The organism is Pectobacterium atrosepticum, assembly GCF_000740965.1.
Lineage (GTDB): Bacteria > Pseudomonadota > Gammaproteobacteria > Enterobacterales > Enterobacteriaceae > Pectobacterium > Pectobacterium atrosepticum.
On record NZ_CP009125.1, the window covers coordinates 304,536 to 319,508 of the forward strand.

14 protein-coding genes are annotated in these 14,973 nt (G+C 52.6%); 4 read left to right on the top strand and 10 right to left on the bottom strand.

Annotated features, from left to right (window positions below; translation table 11 throughout):
• Window positions 1-289: 289 nt before the first annotated feature.
• From GZ59_RS01385 to acuI, 10 genes are all read right to left on the bottom strand, one after another.
• On the bottom strand, window positions 290-1,024 hold the full coding sequence (locus GZ59_RS01385) for a carbonic anhydrase (RefSeq protein WP_011091892.1): 735 nt from the start codon (window positions 1,022-1,024) through the stop codon (window positions 290-292).
• A gap of 177 nt (window positions 1,025-1,201) precedes the next feature.
• Window positions 1,202-2,089: a 50S ribosomal protein L11 methyltransferase gene (gene prmA / locus GZ59_RS01390; protein WP_011091893.1), complete on the bottom strand. Its 888-nt coding sequence runs from the start codon at window positions 2,087-2,089 to the stop codon at window positions 1,202-1,204.
• A gap of 17 nt (window positions 2,090-2,106) precedes the next feature.
• A complete protein-coding gene (gene panF, locus GZ59_RS01395) occupies window positions 2,107-3,558 on the bottom strand; it encodes a sodium/pantothenate symporter (RefSeq protein WP_011091894.1) in 1,452 nt (483 codons plus the stop codon).
• Window positions 3,548-3,790, bottom strand: coding sequence for a YhdT family protein (locus GZ59_RS01400; protein WP_039289568.1), 243 nt, complete (start codon window positions 3,788-3,790; stop codon window positions 3,548-3,550). Before GZ59_RS01400 ends, panF begins: the two co-directional genes overlap by 11 nt.
• Window positions 3,791-3,958: 168 nt before the next feature.
• On the bottom strand, window positions 3,959-5,302 hold the full coding sequence (accC, locus tag GZ59_RS01405) for an acetyl-CoA carboxylase biotin carboxylase subunit (protein ID WP_011091895.1): 1,344 nt from the start codon (window positions 5,300-5,302) through the stop codon (window positions 3,959-3,961).
• Between the two features lie 11 nt (window positions 5,303-5,313).
• The gene (gene accB / locus GZ59_RS01410) at window positions 5,314-5,781 is read right to left on the bottom strand and encodes an acetyl-CoA carboxylase biotin carboxyl carrier protein (RefSeq protein ID WP_011091896.1); all 468 of its coding nucleotides are present in this window, start codon (window positions 5,779-5,781) and stop codon (window positions 5,314-5,316) included.
• Between the two features lie 24 nt (window positions 5,782-5,805).
• Window positions 5,806-6,258 carry a type II 3-dehydroquinate dehydratase gene (gene aroQ / locus GZ59_RS01415; protein WP_011091897.1) on the bottom strand — a complete coding sequence of 151 codons (453 nt, stop codon included), beginning with the start codon at window positions 6,256-6,258 and terminating at the stop codon, window positions 5,806-5,808.
• 254 nt (window positions 6,259-6,512) lie between these two features.
• Window positions 6,513-7,112, bottom strand: coding sequence for a protein-methionine-sulfoxide reductase heme-binding subunit MsrQ (msrQ, locus tag GZ59_RS01420; RefSeq protein ID WP_011091898.1), 600 nt, complete (start codon window positions 7,110-7,112; stop codon window positions 6,513-6,515).
• A 36-nt stretch (window positions 7,113-7,148) separates the two neighbouring features.
• Window positions 7,149-8,150 carry a protein-methionine-sulfoxide reductase catalytic subunit MsrP gene (gene msrP / locus GZ59_RS01425; RefSeq protein WP_011091899.1) on the bottom strand — a complete coding sequence of 334 codons (1,002 nt, stop codon included), beginning with the start codon at window positions 8,148-8,150 and terminating at the stop codon, window positions 7,149-7,151.
• A gap of 515 nt (window positions 8,151-8,665) precedes the next feature.
• Window positions 8,666-9,643, bottom strand: a complete 978-nt coding sequence (acuI, locus tag GZ59_RS01430) for an acrylyl-CoA reductase (NADPH) (RefSeq protein WP_039289572.1) — start codon at window positions 9,641-9,643, stop codon at window positions 8,666-8,668.
• 385 nt (window positions 9,644-10,028) lie between these two features.
• Between acuI and csrD the strand changes: the two genes are divergently transcribed.
• From csrD to mreD, 4 genes are all read left to right on the top strand, one after another.
• Entirely contained in the window at window positions 10,029-11,966 is a 1,938-nt protein-coding gene (gene csrD, locus GZ59_RS01435; RefSeq protein ID WP_011091901.1) for an RNase E specificity factor CsrD, read from the top strand.
• A 316-nt stretch (window positions 11,967-12,282) separates the two neighbouring features.
• On the top strand, window positions 12,283-13,326 hold the full coding sequence (mreB, locus tag GZ59_RS01440; protein WP_010300322.1) for a rod shape-determining protein MreB: 1,044 nt from the start codon (window positions 12,283-12,285) through the stop codon (window positions 13,324-13,326).
• Window positions 13,327-13,499: 173 nt separating this feature from the next.
• The gene (mreC, locus tag GZ59_RS01445; protein ID WP_011091902.1) at window positions 13,500-14,483 is read left to right on the top strand and encodes a rod shape-determining protein MreC; all 984 of its coding nucleotides are present in this window, start codon (window positions 13,500-13,502) and stop codon (window positions 14,481-14,483) included.
• Window positions 14,480-14,968: a rod shape-determining protein MreD gene (gene mreD, locus GZ59_RS01450; RefSeq protein ID WP_011091903.1), complete on the top strand. Its 489-nt coding sequence runs from the start codon at window positions 14,480-14,482 to the stop codon at window positions 14,966-14,968. The genes mreC and mreD overlap by 4 nt, the downstream gene beginning before the upstream one ends.
• Window positions 14,969-14,973: the final 5 nt, after the last annotated feature.

Below are 14,973 nucleotides of genomic sequence, written 5' to 3' on the forward strand. Positions count from 1 at the left end.
GCCAAACTTTGACCAATTTACGGCTATCGATCAATGAAAATGCAGTTCGTAGAGGCATATGAAAATATTATTCATATTTAACAGTGTGTTATATTTTTGTGTTGGTTTTTTGCTCTGTAAAATATTCATCTTCTTACAGAATTTTATCTGTAAGCGTGGTCGTTTTTACTGAAGATACAACAGGCTAGCAATGCTTTATCAGTGAAATGCTTTGGTTAATGTGGCAAAAAAGGGCACCAATTTACCTGAGGCTGGTCGGCAAATGCTCTGACCAGCCTCACGGAGTGGCTTAATGTATGATGATTCGGCCATTAAGCGGTTGTATAGGGCGATTATTGGCGTGATGCATGACCGAGCTGAACTGGTTTATTTGTTCAGCAGAGGCGGTGACGGGATGATCCAGCACCAGCCAGCGAATGCCTTCTGAGCAAGGTGGCGTGGTCAGTGACCCACTGAATCGATAGTAGTTTAATGACGTCGGTAACAAGGCCTGAATCGCAATCGGCGTACGCACGTCCTCCGCCTGATCGACATGAGCCGGAATCTGCTGCCATGCAGTGGCTAGTTGTGGATTGGCTGCTCCCTCCTGAAACATCAGCGCAATAACGGTGAGCGCGCCATCCGCGTTTTTATAGACAAAGTGGCCTTCCAACGGAAATTGTTTACCATCAATTTCATTTTCACTCGGTGCGTGAAAGTGGAATTGCTGCAAGGCGAATGTCTCGTTATCCAGCAACAGCGTATTCCCCGAACTGACGTTAACCTGAACAGTATGCCCGTTGTTGATGATTTGCTGTGTTCCAGACTGGAAAGCCAACTGTAAGGGATCGTGCTGGGCGTTTAGTGCCTGCTGGATATTGACTGGAGATTGATTTTTCCCCGTTTCACACAGCGAGAAGTCCGGGGAGAGTTTTCCCCAGTGCGCCGGATCGCCGCTGCCTTCGTAGCCCCAGTGAACCGAGTCTGATGCCGATGCGGAAAAGCAGGCCGACAGCATAAGTGCGATAGAGAATTTACCTTTCATTTTTCATCCCTTAAAAATAATGATACGGCATCGTTGAGCGCCGGGCGCAGGTGATGCGCTCGATCACTTGCCGGCCAGCATAATACGCCAGCTTATCGGGACAAATCATGAGGTATAACAAGAAGGCGCTCGCCCACCGTTGCGTACACGGCGGGCGGAGCAGGAGGGATAACGTGATTAGGACGTGTGGCGTTGGCCGGTAATACGACACCATTCTTCGCGTTCAGCGACGGGATCGAGCGTGAATTTGTCTGCGTAGGCTTCTGCGACGCCATCGGCCTGCGTGGACAGTACGCCGGACAGGCCGAGGTGACCCCCAGCTTTTGGCAGATCGCTAATCAGCGGTGCCAGTTCGCGCAGTGGGCCAGCAAGGATGTTGGCGACGACGACATCGGCAGACAGGTCGGCAGGTTGGTCTTTCGGCAGGTAAAGCTCAAGACGCTCAGAAACGCCGTTGCGCTGCGCGTTGTCGCGGCTGGCCTGAATCGCCTGCGGATCGATATCAATCCCGATAGCGCGTGCTGCACCCAGTTTCAGGGCGGCAATCGCCAGAATGCCGGAGCCGCAGCCGAAATCGATGATGGTTTTCCCTTCGAGATCTAGCCCATCGAGCCATTGCAGGCACAGTGACGTCGTTGGGTGGGTACCGGTGCCGAACGCCAGGCCGGGATCGAGCATCACGTTGACGGCGCTCGGGTCAGGAATTTCACGCCAGCTTGGGCAAATCCACAGACGTTTACCGAACTGCATCGGATGGAAGTTATCCATCCACTCGCGTTCCCAGTCTTTGTCTTCCAACTGTTCGATCTTGTGCTTAAAACCCACGCCCAGCAGCGGCTCTTGTTCCAGCATGGCGATAACCGCGTTCATGTCGGTTTCGGCATCGTACAGCGCAATGGCGTCGGTATCGCCCCACAGACGAGTCTCGCCCGGCAGCGGTTCAAACACTGGAGTATCGTGCGTATCCTGAAACGTAACGGATACCGCACCGCTTTCTATCATGGTGTCACCCAGTTGTTCAGCAACCTTTCCTGAGGTGTTTATTTTCAGTTGAATCCACGGCATAGCAGTCTCTATTACATTTAAAGTGAAGATGAAGCGGCAACCGGCGCTGGTGGATTATGACCAAAACGGTTGCCAATCATAAACGCCATCAGGCTGAGTAACAGCGATGGCACAATAGGGTGGTATCCAGCCAACTGAAGATTGAAGCTAGCCAGTAAGGTATAGCAAATCGCGCCGGTGAACATGGCGCTAAGCGCACCCGCAGCATTCGCGCGTTCCCAATACAGGCCTAGCACTAGCGGCCATAGGAACACTGCTTCCAGCCCGCCAAACGCCAGCAGATTCAGCCAGATGATCATCTCCGGCGGCCGTAAGGAGGCCAGCAGCACCAGCAGCCCCAACAACAGGGTTGTCACGCTGGACAGGATCTTGATACGACGTTCGTTATGGATCTGCTCAGGGCGCACGCTGAGATAGAGATCCTTGATGATCGTGGCAGAGGCCTGAAGCAAATGCGCATTAATGTTGGACATGATAGCGGCCATTGGCGCGGCGAGAAAGATCCCTGCAGCCAGCGGTGGCAGCACGGTGACCATCAGCGCGGGTAAAACCTGATCGGGAATTGTCAGGTTTGGCATAACGGCGCGCCCCAGCGCACCAGCCAGATGCATGCCGAGCATCAGAATGCCGATGACGATTGTGCCGATGATAATTCCACGGTGTAACGCTTTGCTGTCTCGGTAAGAGATACAACGAACGGCGGTGTTCGGCAGGCCAATGACGCCGAAGCAGACCAGCACCCAGAATGAGGCCATAAACGGCATCGACAGAATGCCGCCGCTGCCCTGTGGTGATACCAGCATCGGGTCGATTTGTTGCAGCTTATCCACCGCGCTGTGCAAACCGCCTGCGGCATAAATCACGCCCACCAGCAGGATGACGGTACCGATTAACATCACGATGCCTTGCATCGCATCATTGAGCACGCTGGCACGGAAGCCGCCAAACGTGGTGTATAGCGCGATGGTGACGCCGAAAATCAGCAAACCGATGTCATAAGGAATGTTCGCGGCGGTTTCCAGCAGGCGTGCGCCGCCGATGAACTGCACGGCCATGGCACCGATAAACGCGATCAGCAGGCTGATGCTAGCGAACCACACCAGCAGCGGGCTTTTGTAGCGGGCGTACAGCATGTCATTCAGTGTGATAGCGTTGTAGCGGCGAGCTAAAATAGCGAACTTTTTCCCCAGAATGCCCAGCGACAGCAGCATAGTGGGAAGCTGAATCATCGAAAGCAACACCCAGCCCAGCCCGTATTTGTAAGCGGCACCTGGCCCGCCGATAAAAGAGCTAGCGCTAACGTAGGTGCCGATGAGCGTCATCGCCAGTACAAACCCGCCCATCGAGCGGCCACCGAGGAAATATTCATTAAGAAAGTTACCTGCCTGACGGCGACGGTACGCATAGACCGACAGCCCGAAGACCAGCAGCAGATAGCCAATCAGCGGCAATAAAATTTCAATTTGCATCGTCACTCTCCAATGAGAGATCGCGGAAAATAACGCGCACCATTAGCCAGCACAGCAGCGTAAACACGAGCGGTAGCAGCAGACAGGCCATCTCAAACCAGTGTGGAAGACCCGTTATCCCTTGTGTGTTGTCAGGCAAATAGGCGGCAAGCGCCCAAGCCACTAAATAAACCAGCGTCAGGCCAAAAGCCCAGCGGGCCTCTTTGTGTGCCTGAGGAAAGCGTGTATCCATGTTCTTCTCCACCGTAAATGGGAGCATAGGTATTGTTATGAGCGTCGTGATGACGAAAGCGGGAATTTTACGGCATGTGGGCCAATTGACTAGCCTGAATTCACAGAAAAAGAAAAAGGCCGGTTTTCACCGACCTTTAAGAGAGTCACGACTGAAATCGCGCAGCGTTTACTGCAAGCCGAGTTTCTTCTCCAGATAGTGGATGTTAGTGCCACCTCTCTGGAAGTTTTCGTCGCTCATGATCTTCATCTGAAGTTCGATGTTGGTTTTGATGCCATCGATGATCAGTTCAGCCAGCGCGTTCTTCATACGTGAAATCGCGATTTCGCGGGTTTCGCCGTAGGTGATCAGCTTGCCGATCATGGAATCGTAATACGGCGGTACGGTATAACCGGCGTAAATATGCGATTCCCAACGGACACCAAAGCCGCCCGGCGCGTGGAAACGCGTGATTTTACCCGGGCTTGGCAGGAACGAATTCGGATCTTCCGCGTTGATACGGCATTCCACCGCATGGCCGCGCACCTTGACGTCTTTCTGCTTGATGGACAGCGGCTGACCAGCAGCAATGCGTAACTGCTCTTTAATCAGATCCACGCCGGTAATCATCTCGGTTACCGGATGCTCCACCTGAATACGGGTGTTCATTTCAATGAAGTAGAACTCACCGTTTTCGTACAGGAATTCGAACGTACCCGCACCGCGATAGTTGATATCGATACAGGCTTTGGCGCAGCGCTCACCGATATTGCGACGCAGTTCGTCGGTAATGCCGGGTGCTGGCGCTTCTTCCACCACTTTCTGGTGGCGACGCTGCATAGAGCAGTCGCGCTCGGCCAGATAGACGGCGTTACCCTGACCGTCAGCCATAACCTGAATTTCCACGTGGCGCGGATTTTCCAGGTATTTTTCCATGTAGACCATGTCGTTGTTGAAAGCCGCTTTGGCTTCCGCACGGGTCATGTTGATGGATTGTTCCAGCTCTTTGTCGCTACGTACCACGCGCATACCACGACCACCGCCGCCGCCAGAGGCTTTGATGATGACCGGATAGCCGATACGTTTGCCAAAGGCGCGGTTTTTGTCCATGTCGCCGTCTAATGGGCCATCAGAACCCGGTACGCACGGCACACCCGCTTTTTTCATCGCGCTGATCGCAGAGACTTTATCGCCCATCAGGCGAATGGTATCTGCACGTGGGCCGATGAAGATAAAGCCGGAACGTTCAACTTGTTCGGCAAAATCTGCGTTTTCGGACAGGAAACCGTAGCCAGGGTGAATAGCTACAGCACCCGTGATTTCCGCTGCGGAAATAATCGCTGGGATATTCAGATAGCTTTTTGTTGACGGCGCCGGGCCAATACACACGGTTTCGTCCGCCAGCAATACGTGTTTCAAATCGCGATCCGCACTGGAGTGAACGGCGACGGTTTTGATGCCCAGTTCTTTACAGGCACGCAAAATACGCAGCGCGATTTCTCCGCGGTTAGCGATAACGATTTTATCTAGCATGATAAGCCTCGTTATTCGATGACAACCAGTGGCTCGTCAAATTCGACCGGCTGACCGTTTTCGACCAGGATGGCTTTAACCACGCCCGCTTTGTCGGCTTCGATCTGGTTCATCATTTTCATGGCTTCGACGATGCACAGGGTATCGCCGACGTTGACGCGCTGACCCACTTCCACGAAAGACTTAGCATCCGGGCTTGGGGTGCGATAGAAGGTTCCAACCATTGGAGAACGAACAATGTGTCCACTGATGGCAGCCGGTGCTGCAACTGCTTCCACTGGCGCTGGTGCAACGGCGGCTGCCAGAGCAGGCTGTGGCTGCATCATCGGCGTAGCGTAGGCCTGTTGCATCATCGGGTAGTTAACCGCTGCTGGGGCACGACTGATACGTACTGATTCTTCACCTTCAGAAATTTCCAGTTCGGCGATGCCGGACTCTTCAACCAGTTCGATCAGTTTTTTGATTTTACGAATATCCATGGATGTGGTTCCGTACTCTTTTGTTTAATTGGAAGTTGACAGGCGTTTTACCGCCGTCTGTAAAGCATACTGATAACCATCTGCCCCCAAGCCACATATCACGCCGACCGCAACATCAGAAAGATAAGAGTGGTGACGAAAAGGCTCACGTGCGTGCACGTTGGACAGATGAATTTCGATAAACGGAATTGCGACCGCCAGCAGGGCATCACGCAGCGCAACGCTGGTGTGGGTAAATGCCGCCGGGTTAATCAGAATGAAGTCTGTGTTTCCTCTGGCCTGATGGATGGTATCGATCAGGACATGTTCCGCATTGGATTGCAGATGGGAAAACTTCACGTTCAATGCCTGCGCCTGTGTTTCCAGCTCGCTGACAATGTCTGCTAATGTCGTGTTACCGTATTTGTCGGGCTCTCGGGTACCTAGCAGGTTCAGGTTTGGACCATTCAAGAGCAAAATGTGAAAATTTTCTGCCATTGTGCTGCTATCTCCCGCGATTGACCAAGATTGCAAAAACAGTGTCGCACAAAATAGCGCGAAGCTATTCGTTTGTCACCTTTCGTGACGCAAATTGTCCGGCCCGAGAAATTAAAGTCGTGCATTATAACCATATCGTGGCAATTCGCAGCTAAATACTGGTCTTATCTGCGGAGATATTCTTGCTCCGGGTGATGAGAAAGCGTCAATCTCACTGTGGCTAGGAACCGGTTTTTCCTGTGTTAACGCCGCGTTTAGCGCCACCATTGACGAAATTTCTTATAACGTAGCAACAGCAATATCAGCGCCGCGAGTGCATACAAAATAGGCTGCGGGGACAGCGTTTTAACTGACCAAAGATAGTGGATAGGCGTAAGGATGGCGACTAAATAGACGAAATTATGCAGTTTTTGCCATTGCGATCCCAACTTGCGCATCATTATCTGTGGCGAAGTCACCGCTAGCGCCAGCAAAATCAGCCAGCTTATGATACCCAGCGTTAAATACGGCCGGGATATCAGTTCTTTGCCCAGCAGCGCCAGATGATCCAAACCCAACTCCAGCAGTGCATAGCTCACCAGATGTAACGTCGCCCAGAAAAAGCACCACAGCCCGAGGAGGCGTCGGCATCGTATTAATAGCGGCTGCTTGCCGTAGCGCGCCAGTGGCGTAACCAACAGCGTCGCCAGCAGCAATTTCAGCGCCATTCGGCCGGTAAAATGCTGGATATCTTTGGCTGGGTCAGCGCTAAACCACCCTTGGTCGACTGACAATATCAGCCACAGCAGCGGCAGAAAACCAGCCAGGTGGAGTAGCACTTTTAGCCGATTAATGTGTTGTAACGTCAGTCTCATGCTGATGTGGATTCCTATCCTGACAGGATGCTATTGCTAGAAGTTGTCACGCAGATTCAGACCGCGATACAGCGAGGCGACCTGTTCTGCATAGCCGTTGAACAGCAGCGTAGGTTGACGCTCAACATTAAGCAGGCCCCCTGAGCCGATGACGCGCTCTGTTGCCTGCGACCAGCGGGGGTGATCCACATGCGGGTTAACGTTGGCATAGAAGCCATACTCGTCCGGTGCTGCCAGATTCCACGTGCAGGGCGGCCGCTCACGGGTGAGCCGGATATGTACGATGGATTTGATGTTCTTGAATCCGTATTTCCACGGTGTGACTAACCGGATGGGCGCACCGTTCTGCGGCGGCAGTGTCTTGCCATAAACACCGACAGCCAGCAGCGCCAAGGGGTTCATGGCTTCATCCATCCGTAGGCCTTCTACATAGGGATAGTCCAACCCGCCGCCCATAAAGCGATCTTTTTGTCCTGGCATTTGTTCTGGATCGTGAAGCGTCTGAAACGCCACGTAGCGCGCGTTGCTGGTGGGTTCGGCGAATTTAATCAGCTTGGCCAATTCAAACCCGACCCACGGAATCACCATCGACCATGCCTCGACGCAGCGAAAACGGTAGATTCGTTCTTCCAGCGGAAAGCGTTTTAGCAAATCGTCGATATCCAACGTGAGAGGTTTGGCGACATCACCGTCTATTTTGATAGTCCAGCCGTCGGTTTTTAATCCACCCGCATTGGCCGCCGGATCGGCTTTGTCCAACCCAAATTCATAGAAATTGTTATAGCCCGTGACCTTGTCTTCCGGCGTGAGCGGCAGATCGAGTTTCCAGTCGGTAGGTTGGCTAAACGTGAGCGGTTTACCCGGTGGGGCTTTGGGTTTATCGCTGCCTTTAAACCAGGCAAGCAGATCGGCCTGTGCGGAAAGCGGTAATGAGAGCGCCGCAGCGGAAATGCCCAGCGCTTTTAATACGCGCCGACGCTGATAAAAGAGGGATTCTGGGGTAACGTCGGCTTCAGTGGGCTTACGATGTTTGTGCATGTGAACTCCCGCCAGTCATTATTATTGTTGACGCAAGGTGGCGTTTTTAATGGTTACCGTTCACTTAGTTACATACTCTAAATAATTCGAGTTGCAGGAAGGCGGCAAGCGAGGGAATCCCGATGAGCTTACTTAAGTAAGTGATTCGGGTGAGTGAACGCAGCCAACGCACATGCAGCTTGAAGTATGACGAGTATAGATGAATTGCGGTAGAAACCGCGGTAGGAGAGATGAAATACTTTTTTGCAGGGTGTAACAGCCACCCGCAGGTACCCTATGTTACTGATAGTGCGCCGAGCGATGATAATGGATAGATCGTAAAGACGCTGTGAATACATCCTTGTATGCTCGAGCCGCGCAGATATGAATCTCATCCCTGAGATTCACCCTTTCAGGGCCGTCGCAAGCGACGTTCAAAGGCGTTCCTGACACCTTTGTCCCTGTCGCGGACGCTTTACTCTTCTATTCCATTATCATCGTTTTCGTTCTGTAAATTGGTGCATCAACGAAATACGTTAGCTGATTTTCACCAGCGTGCGGCCTGTGACTTTGTTGTCCAGCAGTGCAGCGGCGACGGCGGGCACGTCTTCCAACCCGATTTCCTGTGTCACCTGCTGGTAGAACGACTCAGGCAAAATGGCGGCCAGACGATCCCACGCTTGCTGACGGCGAGCCAGCGGTGCCATGACGGAATCTACGCCTTGCAGGCGAACATTACGTAAAATAAATGGCATCACGGTTGTTGGCAGCGCGATACCGCCCGCCAGACCGCACGCAGCAACTGTTGCGTTGTAATCCATCTGTGCCAGCAGCGTCGCCAGTACGTTGTCGCCGACGGTATCAACCGCGCCAGCCCAACGTTGTTTTTCCAACGGGCGAGGGCTCTCGGTGAATTCGCTGCGATCCAGCACCTGTTTGGCGCCCAGTTTTTTCAGATACTCGGTGTTGTCAGCACGGCCGCTGACGGCGGTAACCTGATAGCCTAGCTCTGCAAGCAGGGCGACTGCCGTGCTGCCGACTCCACCGCTGGCACCCGTCACAATAATGTCACCGCTTTCCGGAGTGATGCCACCGTCTTCCAGCGCCATCACGCACAGCATCGCAGTAAAGCCTGCCGTGCCAAGAATCATGGCGTTACGTGCGTCCAGCGAAGCGGGGAGCGGCACCAGCCAATCGCTCTTCACGCGCGCCTGTTGTGCCAGGCCGCCCCAATGGTTTTCACCCACGCCCCAACCGGTCAGGATGACGGGCTGACCGACAGTAAACCGATCGCTGTCACTGTGGCGCACGGTCCCGACAAAATCGATCCCTGGAACCATCGGGAAATTACGAATAATTTTGCCTTTGCCTGTAATGGCAAGCGCATCTTTATAATTAATACCAGACCAACTGATATCAACAGTCACATCCCCGGCGGGAAGCTGCTCTGCGTCAATCTCGCGAATCTGAGCGTGGGTCAGTCCGTCTGACTGTTCAAGAACTAAAGCCTGCATGGGCTATCTCCTGTAGCAGGATTAAAATGGGGAAGTCATTAACGACTATATACCCGTCATACTGCAAGTTGCATGTGTGTTGGCTGCGATACTCGGCACACTTGCGTGTGCCTCGCCCCGCTGGGGCCGCTGCAAGCAGCGTTCAAATCTGCCTTTGGCAGATTTGTCACTCACCCGAATCACTTACTTGTGTAAGCTCATCGGGATTCCCTCTCTTGCCGCCTTCCTGCAACTCGAATTATTTAGGGTATAGTTATTACAGATACTATTTGTTAATACAGTTACCTTCGCTAGTGTTGGTACTATGCGTTGTAGCTGACTTATGCGAACTGATAAAAAACAACAAACTCGCAGAAATGACAATTATTTGGAATAGGACGCAGGGATGGGATTTACGACCAGATTCTCGATACTCATAGTATTGCTGACGCTTCTCGCAATTTTTCTTATGTTTTTCAGTAGTATATTTAGCCTCTGTTATTATAGCCAGTTGCGGACCGAGCAACAGTTGCGTGAGGTCACGGCCAGTATCGATCAGGCATTATTAGTGCAATCGCCCGAAAACATCCAATATTGGCTACCGGGAATGATGAAAACGGCAGGCATTGTCGCGCTGGAGATTCAGGATAACGATTCGCCCCTCTACTCAATACAGCTGCCCGAGGCTGGCTGGGAACGCACGCACCTCTACCATGAGGTCGAATTCCCGCTGATGCACCATACGAATATGGAGATTGCCTTAAAATATGTCGATCCGCTGATTGGTTTACCGCGCTTCGTGGTGTCGACGCTGTCGGTGTTGCTGGCTGCTGGTCTGATGCTCCTGATGCTGTATTTCTCCATCCGCTGGTTACGCCATCAGGCAGCCGGACAGGAAGAGTTGGAAAAGCGCGCACAGCGTATTCTCAAAGGCGAGCGTGAATCGGTTATGCAGGGGTCGGTACGTGAATGGCCGGTCAATACCAGCGGGGCGCTCGATCAACTGTTGTCAGATTTAGTGGAAGCGCGGGAGGAGCGTGGGCGGGTTGATACCTTAATCCGTGCTTTCGCCGCGCAGGATGCCGAAACCGGGCTGAGCAATCGTCTGTTTTTTGATAACCAACTGACCACACAGTTGGAAGATGGTGAAGAGGTGGGGACGCACGGCATCGTCATGATGATCCGTGTGCCAGATTTTGAAACGTTGCAGGAAACGCACGGCTATAGCAATGTGCTTCAGGAGTATCGTTTTACGCTGGTAAACCTGCTGTCGACATTTGTCATGCGTTATCCCTCTGCGCTGCTGGCGCGTTATTTCAGCAGCGATTTCACTGTATTACTCCCTCACCGTACGCTAAAAGAAGCCAATGCGATTGCCACGCAACTGGTGAAAGCCATCGATATTCTTCCTGCCTGCCCGTTGATCGACCGGGAGGAGGTTCTTCACATTGGTATCTGTGCCTACCGTGGTGGGCAAAGCGCCGAGCAGGTGATGGAAAGTGTGGAAGATGCAACGCGCAATGCGGTATTGCAGGGCGGTAACAGCTGGTGCGTGTTTGACAGGCAAGTGCCAGACAAGAGTCGCGGCAGCGTAAAATGGCGAACTTTGTTGGAACAGACGTTGGCGCGCGGCGGCCCGCGACTGTATCAAAAGCCTGCGGTCACAAAAGAGGGCGTTGTGCATCATCGTGAAATGATGAGCCGGATTTATGACGGAGAACAGGAACTGCTCGCAGCCGAGTATATGCCTCTGGTGCAACAACTGGGACTAGCGACCAGTTATGATCGGCAGCTAGTTGCACGAATTGTTGATTTGTCAGCGAACTGGCCCGGAGAAACACTGGGTCTACCGGTAAGTGTAGACTCACTTTTGCAAAAACCTTTTTTGCGTTGGCTGAAAGAAATATTGCTGCAATGTCCTAAAACGCAGCGGCAGTGCATTTTATTTGAACTTGCAGAGGCAGATGTTTGTCAATATATCGGCCGTCTGCGTCCGGTTCTCAATTTGATCCTGGGATTAGGCTGTCGTCTGGCAGTTACGCAGGCGGGGTTGACGCTGGTCAGCACGACGTATATCAAGTCACTTCCCGTGGAGATCATCAAGCTTCATCCCGGGTTGGTGCGCAGCCTTGAACGTCGTCCAGAAAATCAGCTTTTTGTACAAAGCCTGACCGAGGCGTGTAAAGGAACGCAAACGCGGGTGTTTGCCGCGGGTGTGCGTACCAAAGAGGAGTGGCGGATGCTGTTGGGCAAGGGAGTTTATGGTGGGCAAGGCGATTTTTTTGCCACATCAGTCCTTGTAACAGATGAGCTGAAAAAATATTCACCGCAGCATCGTGTTTAGTATAAACGTCCTGTTCAAATTGACGTAGAATGAGGCGGTTGTTAAATCGGTTAGTGTGTGCTTACGTTAGCGCCAATCCGATTAAATGTTAGATTTTATGTCCTGTGTTAGCGCAATTCTGTCGGGTGGACAGTGGTAAGATGCCTTGCCGCCTGAGGAGAAGGCATTCTGTGCCTTCTCCCTGACGCCGACGTGCGCAACACAGACTTATTTTTCACCGAAGCAGAGCCTTTTCGTGCCTTGTCGCTGCTTCGTGTGGTTGGTAAAGTAGGCGGATTTATTTTTCGCCCCCAGCTTGCAGGATTATCCTTTAGTTATGTTTAAGAAATTTCGTGGCATGTTTTCCAACGACTTGTCCATCGACCTGGGTACCGCCAATACCCTGATTTATGTTAAAGGGCAGGGCATCATACTGAATGAACCCTCTGTGGTTGCGATCCGTCAGGATCGTGCCGGTTCCCAAAAAAGCGTTGCGGCGGTAGGTCATGACGCTAAGCAAATGCTGGGCAGAACGCCTGGGAATATTGTGGCGATTCGCCCGATGAAAGATGGTGTGATTGCAGATTTCCAGGTGACGGAAAAAATGCTGCAGCACTTCATCAAGCAAGTGCATAGCGACAGCTTTATGCGTCCTAGCCCGCGCGTGCTGGTGTGTGTTCCTGTAGGAGCCACGCAGGTTGAGCGTCGTGCCATTCGCGAATCTGCGCTAGGTGCAGGTGCCCGTGAAGTGTTCCTGATCGAAGAGCCAATGGCGGCAGCGATCGGTGCTGGCATGCCCGTATCCGAAGCAACCGGTTCTATGGTTGTGGATATCGGTGGTGGTACCACGGAAGTTGCGGTGATCTCGCTGAACGGCGTGGTGTACTCCTCTTCTGTACGTATTGGCGGTGACCGCTTCGACGAAGCGATCATTAACTACGTTCGTCGTAACTATGGTTCACTGATCGGTGAAGCGACGGCAGAACGTATCAAGCATGAAATCGGTTCTGCTTATCCGGGCGACGAAGTGCTTGAGATTGAAGTGCGCGGCCGTAACCTTGCTGAAGGTGTACCGCGTGGGTTCACACTGAACTCCAACGAAATTCTGGAAGCGCTGCAAGAGCCGTTGACGGGTATCGTCAGCGCGGTGATGGCAGCGTTGGAACAGTGCCCACCGGAACTGGCCTCCGATATTTCCGAGCGCGGTATGGTGTTAACTGGCGGCGGTGCGCTGCTGCGTAACCTGGATCGTTTGCTGATGGAAGAAACCGGTATTCCGGTTGTGGTAGCTGAAGATCCGCTGACCTGTGTTGCCCGTGGTGGTGGCAAGGCGCTGGAAATGATCGACATGCACGGTGGCGATTTGTTCAGCGAGGAGTAATCCTGTCTGGAAAAGGGGGGACCGGATGGATGAACGCCTGCGTTTTTCATCTCTCGTGGTTACCCCTTTTTTATTTGCCTGCTCAATGAAACTCACCCTACGGGGTGCTGCTTTGTGACGTTAAAAATCGCCAAAGGCGATTTGAGGTTGCTGTCGAGGAATACGCAAATTCTATGAAGCCGCTTTTTAGCAGGGGGCCTTCCCTGCAATTACGACTTTTTCTTGCTGTCGTTACCGCGATTGTCGTGATTGTTGCGGACAGTCGGCTCGGTTCGTTCGTCAAAATCAGAACGTACATGGATACCACTGTCAGCCCATTCTATTTTCTGGCGAATGGGCCCCGTCAGGCTCTGGACAATATGTCTGCATCACTGGCAACCCGTGAGCAATTAGGTCTTGAAAACACCGCACTGCGTCAGGAACTGTTGATGAAAAACAGTGACCTTTTGCTGCTGGGCCAGCTTAAGCAGGAAAATGCGCGGTTACGTGAACTACTGGGCTCGCCGCTGCGTCAGGATGAGCAGAAGATGGTGACACAGGTGATGTCCGCCGGAACTGACCCTTATAGCGATCAGGTTGTGATTGATAAAGGCCAGGCGAACGGCGTGTATGAAGGGCAGCCGGTCATCAGCGATAAAGGCGTGGTCGGTCAGGTTGTGGCGGTTGGCCAGTTTACCAGCCGAGTTTTGTTGATTTGTGATGTTTCCCACGCGTTGCCGATTCAGGTGCTACGCAATGATATCCGCGTGATTGCCGCCGGTAATGGCTGCACCGACGATCTGCAACTAGAGCACCTTCCTAACAATACAGACATCCGAGTGGGTGACGTGCTAGTCACATCGGGTCTCGGTGGACGTTTCCCCGAAGGGTATCCGGTCGGTGTAGTGTCATCGGTCAAAGCAGATACGCAGCGTGCCTATACGATTATTCAGGCACGCCCGACGGCAGGACTACAGCGCCTACGCTATCTATTGTTGCTGTGGGGCGTGGAAAATAACGCCAATACGTCGCTGCCGCCAGCGGAAGTGCATCGGGTTGCCAATGAGCGCCTGATGCAGATGATGCCGCAGGTGTTACCTTCACCTGACGAAATGGGGCCGCCGCTTCCACCTGATGTCGCTACGCCCGCCGTTGAGCCGCAGAGAGGCCGCCAATGAACCGTTATCGCAGGCATGGCAACTGGATTATCTGGCTTTCTTTTCTGATCGCCATGGTCTTACAGATTATGCCGTGGCCGGATGAAATCTACATGTTCCGCCCCTCCTGGCTGACGCTGTTTCTGATTTACTGGGTGATGGCCTTGCCACATCGAGTGAATGTCGGTACCGGATTTGTGTTGGGCCTGATTATGGACCTGATTCTTGGGTCTACACTGGGAGTACGGGCGCTGGCACTTAGCATTGTTGCTTATCTGGTCGCCTTTAAATTCCAGCTGTTCCGGAATATGGCGTTATGGCAGCAGGCATTAATCGTCATGCTCTTGTCGCTGCTGATGGATCTCACGGTGTTCTGGGCAGAATTTTTAGTTATTAATGTCTCTTTCCGGCCGGAAACATTCTGGAATAGCGTCGTTGATGGCGTACTCTGGCCGTGGTTGTTCCTGCTGATGCGTAAAATTCGTCGTCAGTTTACTGTGCAATAAGGTAA

Coding starts and splice junctions, on each gene's coding strand:
- GZ59_RS01385 (WP_011091892.1), bottom strand. CDS start 1,024: ATGAAAGGTAAATTCTCTATCGCACTTATGCTGTCGGCCTGCTTTTCC.
- prmA (WP_011091893.1), bottom strand. CDS start 2,089: ATGCCGTGGATTCAACTGAAAATAAACACCTCAGGAAAGGTTGCTGAA.
- panF (WP_011091894.1), bottom strand. CDS start 3,558: ATGCAAATTGAAATTTTATTGCCGCTGATTGGCTATCTGCTGCTGGTC.
- GZ59_RS01400 (WP_039289568.1), bottom strand. CDS start 3,790: ATGGATACACGCTTTCCTCAGGCACACAAAGAGGCCCGCTGGGCTTTT.
- accC (WP_011091895.1), bottom strand. CDS start 5,302: ATGCTAGATAAAATCGTTATCGCTAACCGCGGAGAAATCGCGCTGCGT.
- accB (WP_011091896.1), bottom strand. CDS start 5,781: ATGGATATTCGTAAAATCAAAAAACTGATCGAACTGGTTGAAGAGTCC.
- aroQ (WP_011091897.1), bottom strand. CDS start 6,258: ATGGCAGAAAATTTTCACATTTTGCTCTTGAATGGTCCAAACCTGAAC.
- msrQ (WP_011091898.1), bottom strand. CDS start 7,112: ATGAGACTGACGTTACAACACATTAATCGGCTAAAAGTGCTACTCCAC.
- msrP (WP_011091899.1), bottom strand. CDS start 8,150: ATGCACAAACATCGTAAGCCCACTGAAGCCGACGTTACCCCAGAATCC.
- acuI (WP_039289572.1), bottom strand. CDS start 9,643: ATGCAGGCTTTAGTTCTTGAACAGTCAGACGGACTGACCCACGCTCAG.
- csrD (WP_011091901.1), top strand. CDS start 10,029: ATGGGATTTACGACCAGATTCTCGATACTCATAGTATTGCTGACGCTT.
- mreB (WP_010300322.1), top strand. CDS start 12,283: ATGTTTAAGAAATTTCGTGGCATGTTTTCCAACGACTTGTCCATCGAC.
- mreC (WP_011091902.1), top strand. CDS start 13,500: ATGAAGCCGCTTTTTAGCAGGGGGCCTTCCCTGCAATTACGACTTTTT.
- mreD (WP_011091903.1), top strand. CDS start 14,480: ATGAACCGTTATCGCAGGCATGGCAACTGGATTATCTGGCTTTCTTTT.